Source organism: Methylophaga nitratireducenticrescens, assembly GCF_000260985.4.
GTDB lineage: Bacteria > Pseudomonadota > Gammaproteobacteria > Nitrosococcales > Methylophagaceae > Methylophaga > Methylophaga nitratireducenticrescens.
The window spans coordinates 2,051,072-2,066,537 of the sequence record NC_017857.3 but is presented as its reverse complement, the minus strand read 5'-3'; the positions used below and the strand labels follow the sequence as shown (position 1 = coordinate 2,066,537).

Sequence of the window (15,466 nt, the reverse complement as noted above, 5' to 3'; positions counted from 1 at the left end):
TATGAGCATGAATCCACGCAAAGGTATCCTCTCGCTGAAAATAAGCGATCAGAATATGCTGTATCACTCTTTTATGCCTTTTCTTAAAAATGGTGGTTTATTTATTCCCACTAACAAAACTTACGAAATGGGAGAAGAAGTTTTCATTCTGCTGACCTTACTGGATGAGCCGGAAAAAATCCCGGTTGCTGGTAATATTGCCTGGATCACACCAAAGGCGGCCCAAGGTAATCAGGCAGCAGGCATCGGTGTGCACTTTAGTGAAGGTGACGGCGGTGCGAATGTAGTTCGTGGCAAAATTGAAAATCATCTGGTTGATAAATTGAAGTCGGATAAAGCCACTTATACGATGTAAGATAATGACGGAGAAACCGTCACTAACCAGGTAATTTATGTATATTGACTCTCATTGTCATCTGAATTTACTGGCTGACCAACCTGGCGGTGTTGCCGCAATGGTTAGCGAGGCCAGCGAAAACCAAATTGAACACATCCTTTGTATTGCCATTGATCAGGACAGTATTGCTGAAGTCCGTCAGCTCGCTGAGCAATATCCACAGCTCACAGCCAGTGTGGGAATCCACCCGAATGTTGATCAGGCTGGCACACTCAGTACAGAACAACTAATCAAACTCGCGAACCATCCAAAAGTGATTGCTATCGGTGAAACAGGTTTGGATTACTTTCGTAGTGAAGGTGATTTAAGCTGGCAACGGGATCGTTTCAGTTACCATATCGAAGCCGCCAGACAGACTAAAAAACCATTGATTATTCATACCCGTGAAGCACGTGCAGATACCATGAGAATGCTGGAAAATGAGAATGCCAAAGATGCAGGCGGCATTATTCATTGTTTTACCGAAAACTGGGAAACGGCAAAACGCGCGTTGGATATCGGTTTTTATATTTCGTTATCCGGTATCGTGACATTTAAAAGTGCCCGTGAGTTACAGGAAGTTGCCCAAAAACTGCCTCTGGATCGAATTCTGATTGAAACGGATGCCCCTTATCTGGCACCGGTTCCTCATCGTGGTAAAACCAATCAGCCAGCGTATGTTAAACATGTTGCCGCCTTTCTGGCTGAATTAAGGGGTGAGTCAATAGAAGAGGTTGCTGCTGTGACCACCGAAAATTTTTACCGTTTGTTTCCCTCTGCTAGACTGGCTGCTTAATGAAAAGAAATTTCATCGCTGCCTTTAAATATTTTTTAATTGTTTGTATTGGAGTTTCTACACTGGTTGGCTGTGATCAGCCTTCTGCCAAACTGAAACCACTTAGCCAGGATGCCGTCATCCTGGCTTTTGGTGACAGCCTGACCTTTGGAACCGGTGCCGCGCCAGAACAGAGTTATCCCGCCTTGCTTGCCGATATGACTAATCGTAAAGTGATTAATGCCGGTGTTCCCGGTGAAGTCAGCAATGATGGTAAAAAGCGTTTAACAAAGCTTCTCGAAGAAACCAAACCTGATCTGGTTGTGCTGTGTCATGGTGGCAATGATCTATTGCGTAAGCAGAGCAGAACACAACTACAAGCCAACCTTCAAACGATGGTGGATGAAATTCTCGCTTCTGGTTCACAGGTAATATTAATTGCCGTACCGGCATTAGGTCTCAATTTAGTGCCATTACCACTTTATCTTGATGTTGCTGAATCAAAAGGCATACCCATCGAACCCACTATCCTCAGTGAGGTGTTAATTGACTCATCATTAAAAGCTGATCATGTGCATCCGAATGCGCTTGGATATCAACAGTTTGCTCAATCAATACATCGTTTACTCATTGACTCTGGTGCTATAAACCCTTAATTCAAGTAGCTGTTTTAGTATGGTGGTTTTCTAAAGTTTTATCTTAGAAAGACGCTACAGGAACAGCTATGAAATAATCCTACAGCCTTTTGGAGTCAGCATGTTTAAGTCATTATCAGTCAAAGCAAAAATGTTGCTTTTAATCAGTCTTATGGTTGTTGGGATTGTTATTTTGACTGTGATGCTTGGTCTAGGAATGCATTCACTTGTACAAATTGGACAGTCTGCAACACTTAGTCTTGAAGCTGAAACCACGATGCGAAATTTAAGGATTAATGAAAAAGACTTTTTGGATCGACAAGATCTAAAATATCAAGTCGCTTTTAATGACAATCACAGCCTTATAAAACAACAACTCTCTCAGCTGGTTTCTGACCTTAAAGAAGAGAATATTTACATTGAAAACATTCCACATTTACTCGATTTACTCGAACAGTACCACTCGGCTTTTAGTGGGATTGTCGTTTTACGACAAACAATCGGATTAAGTCATAAAGAAGGATTATATGGCAATCTTCGCCGCTCAGTTCAAGAAGCAGAAAAGATGCTTGCCGATTTTCAAAACGATACTTTATTGAAAGATATGTTGATGTTACGCCGTAATGAAAAAGATTTTATGTTACGGAGAGATGGGAGTTACTTCGAAACCTTTAATAATAATCTCAGCGTTTTTTATCAAACTTTGCAGCAAAGCTATTTAAATGACATTGAGCAAGACCAAATATCAAATTTGATGACGAAATACAGCGATGATTTCACTCGGCTGGTCAAAGCAGAAGAAGTGTTTGGATTAAATGAAAATTTAGGCAAAATTGGTGAAATGCGAGCGATTGTTTATCAAATACAAGATAATCTTCAGACTTCTTCTGATCAAATAACTGATGAAGTTCTAGCGCACGAAAAATCCATTTTTATTACGGCTATTATTTCAATTGTGTTGATTTTAGCCATCTTGATTTTGTTATCCAGATTCATTAGTAGTAGTGTAGTGAACCCCATCAATTTGCTCGCTGAAGTGATGAAGCGTGCACAGCAAAACAAGGATCTCACAGAGCGTGCAGATGTAGAGGGTAAAGATGAAATAGTACAGATGGCGCATGTCTTTAATCAGATGATGGGCGTTTTCAGTAACCTGATTCAGGAAGTGTTTGATTCATCCAAACAGCTTAATGTAGCAGCCGAAGAATTAACCGTGACCACTGGCCAGTCCAGTCGCGGGGTACTGCGTCAGCAAAGTGATAGCGAACAGGTCGCTACGGCGATGAATGAAATGGCCGCAACGGTACAGGAAGTGGCACGGTATGCTTCTCAGGCTGCTGATGCGTCCCGGACAGCAGATGCAGAAACAAAAGCAGGTAAACAGGTAGTTGTTGATGCCATAGAGGGTATTAAACAATTGTCTAAACAAGTAGAAATGGGAGCCGTGTCGATTAAGGGGCTGCAAAAAGAAAGTGAAAATATTGGGACGGTTTTGACTGTTATACAGAGTATTGCGGAACAAACTAACTTATTGGCATTGAATGCAGCAATTGAAGCGGCTAGAGCCGGAGAATCCGGCAGAGGTTTTGCGGTAGTGGCTGATGAAGTAAGAACACTTGCCAAACGCAGCCACGACTCAACAGAAGAAATCAAAAAAATAATTGAACGCCTGCAAAAAGAAGCTGAAAAATCGGTTCAGGTAATGGATGAAGAACTTGAACAGGCTAACCGCAGTGTTGAAAAAGCAGAGAAAGCTGGCCAATCTCTGGATGTCATTGCTGAGTCAGTTGCTTCGATTCGCGATATGAATACGCATATTGCCAGTGCGGCAGAGGAACAGTCAGCCGTTGCTGAAGAGATAAACCGAAACATTGTGAGTATTGCTCAGGTGGCTGAGGAAAATGCTGAAAGTACCAATCAAACCACTTTGACCAGTCAGGAACTGGCCAGACTGGCAAATGGACTGGAAACACAAATCAGTCAGTTCAAAATTTAATATTTCACTAGCCGGTCAGGCCAACTCTGGTATATCTTGATAAACAGAGTTGGCCTTAAATATTAGAAGTGGGTGACAAATTGAGTAATAACTCTGGGGCTCATGATTATCTGTTAACCGTGCTAATGAACCAGCACAATCAAGCTGTTTTTATCTTTCGCGAGAATTTACTGTTAACAGCAAACTCTGAGGCCTTGCGCTTAATTAAAGCTTCTGACGAAAACGATATCATTGGCTTGCCATTTGAAGCATTTTTTGCCGAAGAACTGGACAAAAATACATTCAATCCAAGATCCCCATTTCAATCTCCTTTAACCCTTATTGGCAGAAGCGAGGCTCAGCGCTATCCGGCAACTTTAGTTCTTGATGATGATGACAACAAATTGTTGGTTATCTTATCCAGCGAAATTCTCCCAGGTCCGGCACAGCAATGGATGGCTACTGGCCTTGGGGCTTCTCCAACACTAATAGGTCACTGGGTCTATACCCCTGAAACGTCACATTTGTGGTGGGGAAAACAGGCGTTTGAAATCTTCGCAAAATCATCAGAAGAGTTTTCTCCGACACTGGAAAATCACTTACAGTTGGTACATCCAGATGATAAAGCTGACGTTACACGGGCGTTCAATAATGCGATTGAAAAGCAGGACAGTCTTGATGTGTGTCACCGGATATTAACGGCTGATAATGAATTAAGGTTTATTCTACAACGCGCCACCTGGCAGCCGGATAAAAATGAATTATTTGGCACAGTGCTGGATTTGACAGATATTCGTCAACATATAGGTCATACCGATCACCTGTTACGTTTAATGGATGAAACACAGCGGATCGGACATATGGGCAGTTGGGAAATTGATTTGTTAAACAACAAGGTGCTCTGGACTGAGCAAACTGCCGAATTATTTGGATTGAAACTGGAAGAGTTTGATGGAACAATTGAGGGGGTTCTTCAATTTATTTTGCCAGAAGATAAAACAAATCTAGAGTCAATCCGAGCAAAACCAAGTAATAGCGGCATAATAGAAGCAGAATACCGAGTTATTCGTAAAAATGATGCTTCAATTCGCTGGTTACTAGAATGCGGTAAATCAGTTTTCAGTGCCAATGGAGAGGAAATTCGACGTTTGGGCATGATCATCGATATTACTGAACGAAAACGCCTTGAAATGATTCAACAGCTCGAATCCAGCATGATAGAAGCGGTTGCGTCATCTTTGGAATTGCCGCGAATAATGGAAAGAATTGTGCTGGGCATCGAAGCAATAATACCGAATACCACCGCTTCGGTTTTATTGCTTGATGATGAAGGTAAACACATGCTTCACGGTGCGGCACCGAATCTGCCGAGCAGTTATAACGACGCTATTCATGGCGAAGTGATAGGTCCGGCAGCAGGCTCCTGTGGTACAGCAGCTTTTCTTAAAAAACCAATCATTGTTTCGGATATTGAACATGACCGATTATGGGAAAAGTATCGTGAAATTGCATTGGCATCTGATTTACGTGCTTGCTGGTCTCACCCAATATTTGATGAAAAACAAAACGTTATCGCGACTTTTTCCGTTTATCACAAGACGGTAAAAAAACCAGAACCTGAGCAGCTTGATACCATCGAACGTATTACAAAAATTATTTCTATTGCCATTTCCAAGCACCGCAATGAAGAACGTATTCATCGGAGTGAAAGCCGCTTTCGTGAGGCATTTCAGGATGCGGCTACCGGTGTGGCCATAGCCACAACAGACGGTCGTTTCCTGGAATGCAATCAAGCTTATTGTGAAATGCTGGGATATTCTGCTGAAGAACTGACTCAACTGGATTTTCATCAGCTTACCCATCCCGATGATAAAGAACAGAACCAGCAGGAAATCAGCGATATTCTACTAGGTATCATTGATAGCCGTATTCTGGAAAAACGCTATATCAGCAAGACCGGAGAAACGGTCTGGGCACGATTAAGTGTCACCTTGCAACGTGATGATAATGGCAATCCGCTACATCTTATTGCCATCACTGAAAATATTACCAATACCAAGCTTGCCGAGGCCCAGCGTTTTGAAGTAGAAAGATCGTTGATGCAATTACTTCGAAATTTACCAGGAGTCGCTTACCGCTGTTTATATGATGAAAACTGGACTATGTTGTATGTCAGTGAAGCCTTTAAAAAACTGACCGGGTATGAAGCAGATGAAGTTATCGAAAATAAAGTAATTACTTTTGCAAGCCTGATCCTTCCCGATGATCGCCATATTCCAGCGACAAAAGTGGCTGAAGCATTGAAGCAAAATCAAGCCTTTCAGATTGAATATCGAACGGTTCATAAAAATGGGGAAATCCGCTGGTTCTGGGAGCAGGGAAGTGCTGTGAGAGACAAAGATGGGACCATTATTGCCCTGGAGGGATACATCACTGACATTACGCCCCAAAAAGAAGCAAATGTCCGTATTCAAGAGAGCGAATATCGGTTTCAATTACTGTCCAAAGCCACCAATGATGTGATTTGGGACTGGGATCTCGTGAACGACAAACTTTGGTGGAGCGATAGCTTCGCAACATTGTTAGGTCTCAACTCATATAGTTCAGAGTTTACCTTTTCAGACTGGAAAAAACACATTCATCCCGATGAAAGAAACAGAGTAGTCAATAATCTTGACCAAGTATTTAAAACGTATCAGCAGAGTTGGTCGGAAAATTATAAATTTGAACGACAGGATGGCAGTTACGCTGACGTTATTGATCGCGGTTATGTGATTTACAATAGTGATAACGAAGCTATTCGTATGATTGGCAGTATTACTGATATTTCGGAACGACTTGAAATTGAAGAGAAGTTACGCCAATCTCAACGTCTGGAAGCCGTTGGACAGCTAACTGGTGGTGTTGCACACGACTTTAATAACTTGTTGACGGTGATTGTCGGCAATGCCGAAATTATTACTGAGTCACTCCCCAGCGATTCAAAATTACGTAACCTGTCCGAAATGATCCAGGTGGCAGCAGACCGTGGAGCAGAATTAATTCGCAGCTTATTGGCATTTGCCAAACGTCAGCCATTGGAGCCAAAGCATCTTGATATCAATGCCTTACTGAATAACTTTAATGCATTGCTGAAACGATCACTGGGTGAATCTATTCAATTGGAACTGGTCTTACAGCCAGATCTTTGGCTGGCTCAAGTAGATCCAGGACAACTGGAAAATGCCATGTTAAATCTCGCCATTAATGCGCGTGATGCGATGCCATCAGGGGGAAGATTATTAATTGAAACACTCAATGTTTCACTCTCCGAAGACTATGGTTCACAACATGATGTTACCCCGGGTGATTATGTCATTATTTGTGTGTCTGATACTGGGGTGGGTATTGCTCCAGAAAACCTGGATAAAGTGTTTGAACCTTTCTACACCACGAAAAGCAAAGATAAAGGGACCGGTCTTGGTTTGGCGATGGTCTATGGATTTGCCCGACAGAGTTATGGTCATATAAATGTTTATTCGGAAGTCGGGCAGGGAACCACCATTAGACTGTATTTACCCCGATCACCGGAGGAGGTTGCGGCGGCAGAAAATGCTTCTGTACTGCATATTCAACCGCAGATCGGCAATGAAACCATACTTGTTGTTGAAGACGATGAATTGGTTCGCAATTATGTTATTTCGCAATTGGAGTTTATGGGATATAAAGTAATAAGTGCATCAAATGGACGTGAAGCAATGGAAGTCATTCAAAGTGATGCAGATATTGACTTATTATTCACCGATGTGGTGATGCCAGGTGGCATGAGTGGAAGAGAGCTGTCTGATAAGGCACAGCGAATCCGATCACAATTAAAAGTTTTGTTCACTTCAGGATATACCGAAAACTCTATCGTCCATCATGGTCGGTTGGACCCTGGGGTAATGTTACTGAGCAAGCCATATAGTCGAGATGAACTCACCACGAAAATCCGAAAGTCTTTGCAGAATGAGTCATAAATGACAAAGTGTCTACAGAGTTTATTTTTATTGAATAACCAAGATTAGTCTGGGGCGATGACCGAATTAAAAGTACTCATTCTGGATGACAACAATCTCACTGCAAGAGCAATTGCCAATGTCGCTGAATTTATCGGTCTGTCAGCCAAAATAACCTCCGACTTTCAAAGTTTTCTGGAGATCATCAGTGACTGGAAACCACAATATCTGATTATTGATTTGATTATGCCGGATATGGATGGTGTAGAAGTGCTTGGGGAACTGGGCCGTATGCAAATCGATGCCCAGTTAATTATCACCAGTGGTGCCGGGCAGCAGCTATTACATGCTGCAGCACGTTCGGCTGGTGCACATGGTCTTAATGTTCTGGGGATCCTTCCCAAGCCTTTTAATCCCAAAGCTTTCCGGGATTTGATCAACGCTGAATCCATCAACACAGCTGATACAGCTGATAACAAATTTGGTCAACAGTTGCGTGCCGAAAACGAGGCTAATACCCTTACCGTCAATGAGCTGGAACAAGCGATTAACGCAGGTGAACTTTATCTGGTATATCAACCAAAAGTGTCCTGTATCAGTGGCACGCTAACTGGCCTTGAAGCGCTTGCACGCTGGCAGCACGCAGAAAAGGGCTTTATTTCCCCGGAAAAATTTATTCCTTTAGCCGAGCAGAATGGACTTATTGACAGATTAACCTTGCAGGTTTTTGAACAGGCTTTGCCTTTTCTAAATCAACTGCAAGCAGTTGATTATGCGGTAAGTAATCAAAATCGTGATTTATTACTTTCAGTGAATATTTCTGCTGCTTCACTGAAGAATCTCAAGTTGTTTAAGCAAATTGAGGCACTCTGTGATACCCACCATATCAGACCCGAACAATTAATTCTGGAGTTAACTGAAACGGCTGCGATGGACGATCCAGTGATGTCTCTGGATATTCTGACCCAGCTACGTCTTCGAGGCTTTCGCTTATCCATAGATGATTTTGGCACCGGTTTTTCGTCGATGTTGGCTTTGGTTCGTATGCCTTTTTCAGAAGTCAAAGTGGATAAAACCTTTGTTATGACTTCTGCGGATTCACGCGAATCAAGACTGGTTATCAAGGCTATTATTGAGCTTGCCCACAGTCTGAATATGCAGGTGGCTGCAGAAGGTATTGAAGATAATACTGCGCTGGAGTTATTACGGAAAATGGGCTGTGATCAAGCTCAAGGCTATTATATTGGTCGCCCTATGCTTCCGGAAGTTTTTATTGAATGGTCAAAAAATGCTTCTGAACATATTGATTTGCAAAGACTCAAACATCTGCATAGCGTGGGGCTTCGGGATTGTGAGCCGGAGTATCGATATGACAGATTGACCAAGCTTGCTATGCACTTATTTAATGTGGACATCAGTCTGATTTCGCTGATTGATGAAAATCGACAATGGATAAAATCTTCACAAGGGATCAATCAACGACAAGCAGAGCGTTCAATTGCGTTTTGTAACCAAACCATTGCGCTGGAAGATGTTTTTGTTATTTCCGATACGTTAGTTGATAAACACTATGCGCAGAACATTATGGTGACATCAGCACCGTATGTACGCTTTTATGCCGGCTACACAATTCGTACAAAGTCAGGCGAGAAGTTGGGTGTCTTATGTTTGAAACACTCAACACCGAGAGCCTTTACCGAGAAAGATAAGGTCTTATTGAAACAGCTGACAGAAATGGCAGAAGAAGAAATTAACTATAATCCCTTGCTTGATGAAGATAGGCTGACTGGATTATTGAACCGTGAAGCTTTTGAGCGTAGGGCACCAAAACTTATCAATATTTGTGTGTCACAACAAATCGGTATCACTATGCTTTACTTTGATTTGATTAACTATAAGGAGATCATCCATAAGCACGGCATTTCTGCAGGGGATGATGCGTTGGTTAATTTTTCTCAGTTGTTAAAAGAAACTTTTACCGATTCAGAGTTAGTCGCTAGACTGGTAGATAACGAGTTTGTGATATTAACTCTTTGCGAACCTCGTGATAATAATCTCGATATACTGGCAAAAGCCGTAAAAAATTATAATGTTACCGTCAGTCCTCATTTGAATATTGAATATACTGTCGGCACGGCATCCAGCCAGTTAATGACTAACGTTGATCTACAATCTTTGTACATTTACGCCGACACTGATCTTATCCAGTATAAAGGCGATTAAGTGTTATTTATAGAATCATCCGGGTTTATTGCTCTGAAGATAAAAAGGTGTTGTTCACAGTTAATTTTTTCTGATTCAGAATAACTTACGCATATATCTGTTTTCAATCCGGACAAACTATCATTGAGCCACTTTTCGTTAAACTGAGCTTGAAATCAGTTGCTATATTTGTTTTTGCTATATGAAAATACAAATATATAGTTTCTATTTATATGTTTTTTTTGTTATTTTATGCCGTCTTTCCAGTTAATAATTTAAGAGATAACCCCCTAATATGAATATCAGGTTGCCAAACGCGCCATTAACTGATGAACAATTACAGCAACTGAATAACCTTCTTCAAGGAATGGAAGGTTGGCAGGTGGACTGGCTTTCCGGTTATTTGTCAGGCTATCGTGCTGCCCAGAATAAAACAGCTGTTGCGGAAATCACACAATCATTGTCCGAACAAACGATTAAGCTCACAATCCTTTACGGATCGCAAACAGGTAATACTGAGGCAGTCGCCGGACAACTTGCAGAAAAAGCAAATAGTAATGGTATCGACGCCACGGTATGGGATCTGGCGGAGTATAAGCCAAGGGAACTGAAGAATGAACATTATCTTGCCATATTAACCTCTACGCATGGTGAGGGAGAGCCACCTGATAATGCTATGGATATGTATGAGTTTCTCAATAGTCGTAAGGCACCCGGTTTAAAAGGCTTGAAATACAGCGTACTTTCATTGGGAGACTCCAGTTATGAATATTTCTGTCAGACTGGAAAAGACTTTGACGAACGTTTACAAAAACTTGGAGCAACGGCTATTATTCCACGAGTCGATTGTGATGTAGATTATGATGATTTAGCAGAGAAATGGATCGCAGACTTTGTCACATCGCTAACCAGCGCTATGCAGGCAAATGCTGCCCCGCCTTCTGCCTCTGTTGGAATGAGCCCGTCTGTCTCGACTTTACAATATGACCGTAAACACCCATTTCCGGCACCGTTACTTGAAAATCAACTTCTTAGCGGCCGTGGCTCCAGCAAGGAAGTGCGTCATATTGAAATTTCATTGGAAGGATCTGGACTGCAATACCAGCCGGGTGATGCCTTAGGGGTTTATCCACAAAATGATCCCAATCTGGTGTCAATGCTGATTGATGAGCTGGGATTCGATGCGGATAGTCCGGTTGAAATTGATGAGCAAACAGAAACGTTTACGAACGCCCTGTTGCATCATCGGGAAATTACCGTATTAACTCGCCCACTTGTCGAGAAATGGGCTGAGTTGGCCCAGTCTGATGAACTCAATAAACTGATGGAAAGTAAAGCTGCTGTGACGGATTGGATCCGTGGCCGTGATGTTCTGGATTTGGTACAAAACTACCCATTATCAGAAATCGATGCTAACGGCTTTACCAAATTGCTACGTAAACTTCCGCCAAGATTATATTCCATTGCGTCAAGTCAGGCAGCGGTAGATGAAGAAGTCCATATTACCGTGGCAACGGTTCGTTATAACGCCCATAACCGTGAGCGAGGCGGGGTAGCCTCAACCTGGTTGGCCGATCGTTTAGCTGAAGATGCGATGCTTCCAGTTTATATTGATGCAAATAAAAACTTTAAATTGCCTGCAGACGATGATGCACCAATTATTATGATTGGACCTGGTACCGGTGTAGCACCATTTAGAAGTTTTATGCAGGAACGGGAAGAACGAGGGGCTCGTGGCCCTAACTGGCTGTTCTTTGGCGATCAGCATTTCCTGACTGATTTTCTCTATCAGACCGAATGGCTGTCCTGGCGTAAATCCGGTTTGTTAACTCACCTGGACGTCGCTTTTTCCCGCGACCAGACCGAGAAAATATACGTACAACACCGCATTCGTGAAAAATCCATTGAGATTTGGAACTGGTTGCAGGACGGTGCGCATATCTATGTCTGTGGTGACGCCGATAATATGGCACCGGATGTCAATGAAGCCTTGATTGATATTATCAGTCAACAGGGCAATAAAAACCGTGAAGACGCTACTGAATATCTGCGTCAACTGACTCGTGATAAACGTTACCAACGTGATGTGTACTAATGAATACAAAATTACCTGAAGCTGAACAACTCAAACTCGACAGTCGCTACCTTCGTGGCACTATTTCCGAAGGATTGGATGATAACGTCACCGGTGCAATTTCGGATGATGACACCAAACTGACCAAGTTCCATGGCACTTATATGCAGGATCATCGGGATCTACGTGATGAACGTCGTCGGCAAAAGCTGGAACCGTTATATTCTTTTATGGTTCGGCTACGCATTCCTGGTGGGGTTGTCACACCACAGCAATGGCTGGGGTTAGATGCGATTACTGATGATTGTTCAAATGGTACGCTACGAATTACCACCCGCCAGACATTTCAATATCATGAAGTGCTGAAACAAGATATGCGTTCTCTAATGCAGCAGATCAATGCCTTGCATTTGGATACCAAAGGAGCTTGTGGCGACGTAAACCGTAATGTGGTGACCAACGTCAATCCTCATCAATCGTCAGTACATGCGGAAGTTCATCAAATTTCAAAGGCTATCAGTGATCATTTGTGCTGGCAGTCTGGAGCCTATGCTGAAGTCTGGCTGGGTGAGCAATGCGTTTATCAACCTGAAAAAGCCGAAGAGCCATTTTACGGAGAGCGTTATCTACCCCGGAAATTTAAAATCGCCATCGCCATTCCTCCGGAAAATGATTGCGACGTGTTGGCTAATGATATTGCGTTAATTGCCATTATCGAAAATGAAGAGTTAGTTGGCTTTAACGTTGCTGTTGGTGGTGGCATGGGGATGACGTACGGTGAAACGGCAACCTTTCCGCGCCTGGCCACCATGGCAGGTTTTGTAACCAAGGATAAAATTGTTGAAGTGTGTGAAGCGATTGCCGCTATTCAGCGTGATTATGGTGATCGTAATAACAGAGGTCACGCCCGTTTTAAATACACCATCGATGACCACGGTATTGACTGGTTTAACGAAAAATTTACCGAATATCATGGGGAAGCTATGGCAGCTGCCAGACCTTATGAATTATTGCGTAATGGAGATCGATTTGGCTGGATTCAGGGTGAAGATGGTCAATGGCACTTGACCTTATATCTTTACAGTGGGCGGATTGTGGATAATGAAACGCTGCAATTACGAACGGCCCTGCGTGAAATTGCCAAAATTCATACTGGTGAGTTTCGTATGACGTGTAACCAGAACTTGATCATTGCCAATATCAGTCCTGAGCAAAAATCGGTTATTGAGCAACTGGTCGAACAGTATCAACTTGATATTGGAGAGCGACGTCCAGCATTACGTTTAAATTCGATGGCTTGTGTTGCTCTTCCTACCTGTGGCCTGGCAATGGCTGAGTCAGAGCGTTATCTTCCGGAATTTCTGAGTAAACTGGAAAAAATTATGAGTGATGCCGGCTTGCCGGAAGAATTCATTAATATCCGAATTACCGGCTGTCCTAATGGCTGTGCCAGACCTTATCTGGGTGAAATCGCGTTAACAGGCAAGGCGATAGGTCGCTATAATCTCAATCTGGGAGCAGATTTCAGTGGGCAGCGAATGAATCGACTGTATCTGGAAAATGTGGATGAAACCACCATCCTGAATACGCTGAAACCGATGATCGAACAGTTTGCTGCCGAACGTGAGCAAGATGAGCATTTTGGCGACTTTCTAATCCGTGTCGGCATTCTCGGTGCTGAACGTACACCTGAGATGATGCATAAACCTTTGAAAGATTGACATAAACCACAGAGATGTATGGACTCCCTCCCCCTAGGGGGGATAACGTAATAAGCGAGTTAGCAGCTTGCTTTTACACATAAGGAGTCCATACATGATTGAGTCTAATGTAATCGCGATAGACCTCGCAAAAAATGTTTTTCAGGTGTGCAAGTTGTCCTCCAGAGGACAGGTCATTTGGAATAAGCAAGTTAACCGCTCAAAGCTGATAGCGCTATTAGTCAACGAACCTGTCTCGCTAGTAGCGATGGAGTCCTGCGGTGGAACCCATTACTGGGCACGTTTCGCCAAGACATGCGGGCACAGCATTAAAGCGATGTCTGCACGACGGGTAAAAGCGTTTTTGCAAGGCCATAAAACAGATGCCAATGATGCGATAGCGATTGGCCTGGCCGCCTTGCAACCGGCAGTCAAATCGAGCCGAACCATCACACTGGAAGAGCAATGTCAGCAAGGTATCACGATGATGCGCGACTTGGCGGTTCGGCAAAAAGTTGCCCTGGCCAAGCAATTGCGCGATCAGTTACTGGAGCTAGGCCATCCGATCAATAAAGGCGATGCCGCGTTGCTACGACGTGTGCCTGAAATAGTAGAAGACGCCGAAAATGGATTGCCGGATTTTTACCGTGAAGCGCTTTACCACCAATACCAGCAACTGAGAGCGTTTTTCGCCCATGTTGATGCCTTAGAGAAACGTTTCAAAGAAGCGGTCAGGCAAGATCCGGTGTGCCGTCGTTTAAGCGCTTTAGAAGGCGTCGGTCCGGTTGGCGCCATGCTGTTGAAACTGGCACTGAGCCAGCCGGGGCATTTTAACAATGCCCGACAGGCGGCCGCCTGCGTGGGGGTCACCCCAGTACAGCACAGCTCTGGAGGAAAGGAAAAGCTCGGCTCTATTAGCAAGTTGGCGGGTGATAAAAAGCTGCGTAGTGTCCTATTTGAAGGGGCATTAGCGGTTATCCGAAGCTTGGACAAGCGAGAAGCAAAAACCATCAAAGAGCAATGGTTAAAGCAATTAATCCACCGCCGAGGTAAGAAGGTCACGGCGATAGCCTTGGCTAACAAGACCGTCAGAACGGCTTATGCCATGCTGAAAAAGAATACCGACTACCAGCCAGCTTTGCTGGCTGGATAGAAAGTCCAGGATATGTTGGTCAATTAAGGCGTTAGTGAACGGGTAAGACCGACCTTCAAGAGACTGTTTTGTGTCAAGGCAATACATGCCGCCACAGAGATGAGTCATGAAGGGGCGAATACATGATAGGGCCGAGTTCGCTACTCAATCAGAGCCCGTATATAAGCTCGCATCTATTCTCGTTTAATCGCGTAACTTAATTGACAACATTGAGGGAGTCCATATAAGACACAGAGGGCACAGAGGTTTGAAAGAAACCTATCCGCAGATTACGCAGATTTTCGCAGATTAATAGATAGAAGATATAGAAAAGAAAGTCGGGTTAGCTTAGGCAAGTAACCCGACTTTAAGGTTGATAATCATAGCTAGAGTCTCTCGACTACTATCCTGCTATCAACTTTTTAGCTCTGCACGTTTCAGTAACCGATATTCCCTTTCGAATAAAATCTGCGAGAATCTGTCAAACCTGCAGATTACCATTCAATAAAATAGTAGGTCGAGTTATCGTAGCGTAAGCCGACCTACTACTGGAACAAATCTACGTTCGCATTAAAGCGCATATTTATATCTGCGAAAATCTGCGTAATCTGCGGATAAAA

9 protein-coding genes are annotated in these 15,466 nt (G+C 43.2%); all 9 read left to right on the top strand.

Annotated features, from left to right (window positions below; translation table 11 throughout):
- Nucleotide 1: 1 nt before the first annotated feature.
- Nucleotides 2-355 carry a PilZ domain-containing protein gene (locus Q7A_RS09780; protein WP_041354521.1) on the top strand — a complete coding sequence of 118 codons (354 nt, stop codon included), beginning with the start codon at nt 2-4 and terminating at the stop codon, nt 353-355.
- A 37-nt stretch (nt 356-392) separates the two neighbouring features.
- Entirely contained in the window at nt 393-1,172 is a 780-nt protein-coding gene (locus tag Q7A_RS09775; protein ID WP_014707190.1) for a TatD family hydrolase, read from the top strand.
- The gene (locus tag Q7A_RS09770; protein ID WP_014707189.1) at nt 1,172-1,807 is read left to right on the top strand and encodes a GDSL-type esterase/lipase family protein; all 636 of its coding nucleotides are present in this window, start codon (nt 1,172-1,174) and stop codon (nt 1,805-1,807) included. Before Q7A_RS09775 ends, Q7A_RS09770 begins: the two co-directional genes overlap by 1 nt.
- Nucleotides 1,808-1,907: 100 nt before the next feature.
- Complete coding sequence (locus Q7A_RS09765) at nt 1,908-3,782, top strand: methyl-accepting chemotaxis protein (RefSeq protein WP_014707188.1); 1,875 nt, start codon at nt 1,908-1,910, stop codon at nt 3,780-3,782.
- Between the two features lie 80 nt (nt 3,783-3,862).
- Nucleotides 3,863-7,759, top strand: coding sequence for a PAS domain-containing protein (locus tag Q7A_RS09760; RefSeq protein ID WP_151903918.1), 3,897 nt, complete (start codon nt 3,863-3,865; stop codon nt 7,757-7,759).
- Between the two features lie 57 nt (nt 7,760-7,816).
- Nucleotides 7,817-9,961, top strand: a complete 2,145-nt coding sequence (locus Q7A_RS09755; RefSeq protein WP_014707186.1) for an EAL domain-containing protein — start codon at nt 7,817-7,819, stop codon at nt 9,959-9,961.
- A gap of 274 nt (nt 9,962-10,235) precedes the next feature.
- Nucleotides 10,236-12,035 (top strand): assimilatory sulfite reductase (NADPH) flavoprotein subunit, encoded by a 1,800-nt coding sequence (locus tag Q7A_RS09750; RefSeq protein WP_014707185.1) that lies wholly within the window; start codon nt 10,236-10,238, stop codon nt 12,033-12,035.
- Complete coding sequence (locus Q7A_RS09745; protein WP_014707184.1) at nt 12,035-13,735, top strand: NADPH-dependent assimilatory sulfite reductase hemoprotein subunit; 1,701 nt, start codon at nt 12,035-12,037, stop codon at nt 13,733-13,735. Before Q7A_RS09750 ends, Q7A_RS09745 begins: the two co-directional genes overlap by 1 nt.
- Before the next feature lie 94 nt (nt 13,736-13,829).
- Entirely contained in the window at nt 13,830-14,867 is a 1,038-nt protein-coding gene (locus Q7A_RS09740; protein WP_041354287.1) for an IS110 family RNA-guided transposase, read from the top strand.
- Nucleotides 14,868-15,466: the final 599 nt, after the last annotated feature.

Excerpts from the sequence above, each read along its gene's own strand:
- Q7A_RS09765 (WP_014707188.1), top strand. The coding sequence starts at position 1,908 with ATGTTTAAGTCATTATCAGTCAAAGCAAAAATGTTGCTTTTAATCAGT.
- Q7A_RS09775 (WP_014707190.1), top strand. The coding sequence starts at position 393 with ATGTATATTGACTCTCATTGTCATCTGAATTTACTGGCTGACCAACCT.
- Q7A_RS09740 (WP_041354287.1), top strand. The coding sequence starts at position 13,830 with ATGATTGAGTCTAATGTAATCGCGATAGACCTCGCAAAAAATGTTTTT.
- Q7A_RS09750 (WP_014707185.1), top strand. The coding sequence starts at position 10,236 with ATGAATATCAGGTTGCCAAACGCGCCATTAACTGATGAACAATTACAG.
- Q7A_RS09780 (WP_041354521.1), top strand. The coding sequence starts at position 2 with ATGAGCATGAATCCACGCAAAGGTATCCTCTCGCTGAAAATAAGCGAT.
- Q7A_RS09770 (WP_014707189.1), top strand. The coding sequence starts at position 1,172 with ATGAAAAGAAATTTCATCGCTGCCTTTAAATATTTTTTAATTGTTTGT.
- Q7A_RS09755 (WP_014707186.1), top strand. The coding sequence starts at position 7,817 with ATGACCGAATTAAAAGTACTCATTCTGGATGACAACAATCTCACTGCA.
- Q7A_RS09745 (WP_014707184.1), top strand. The coding sequence starts at position 12,035 with ATGAATACAAAATTACCTGAAGCTGAACAACTCAAACTCGACAGTCGC.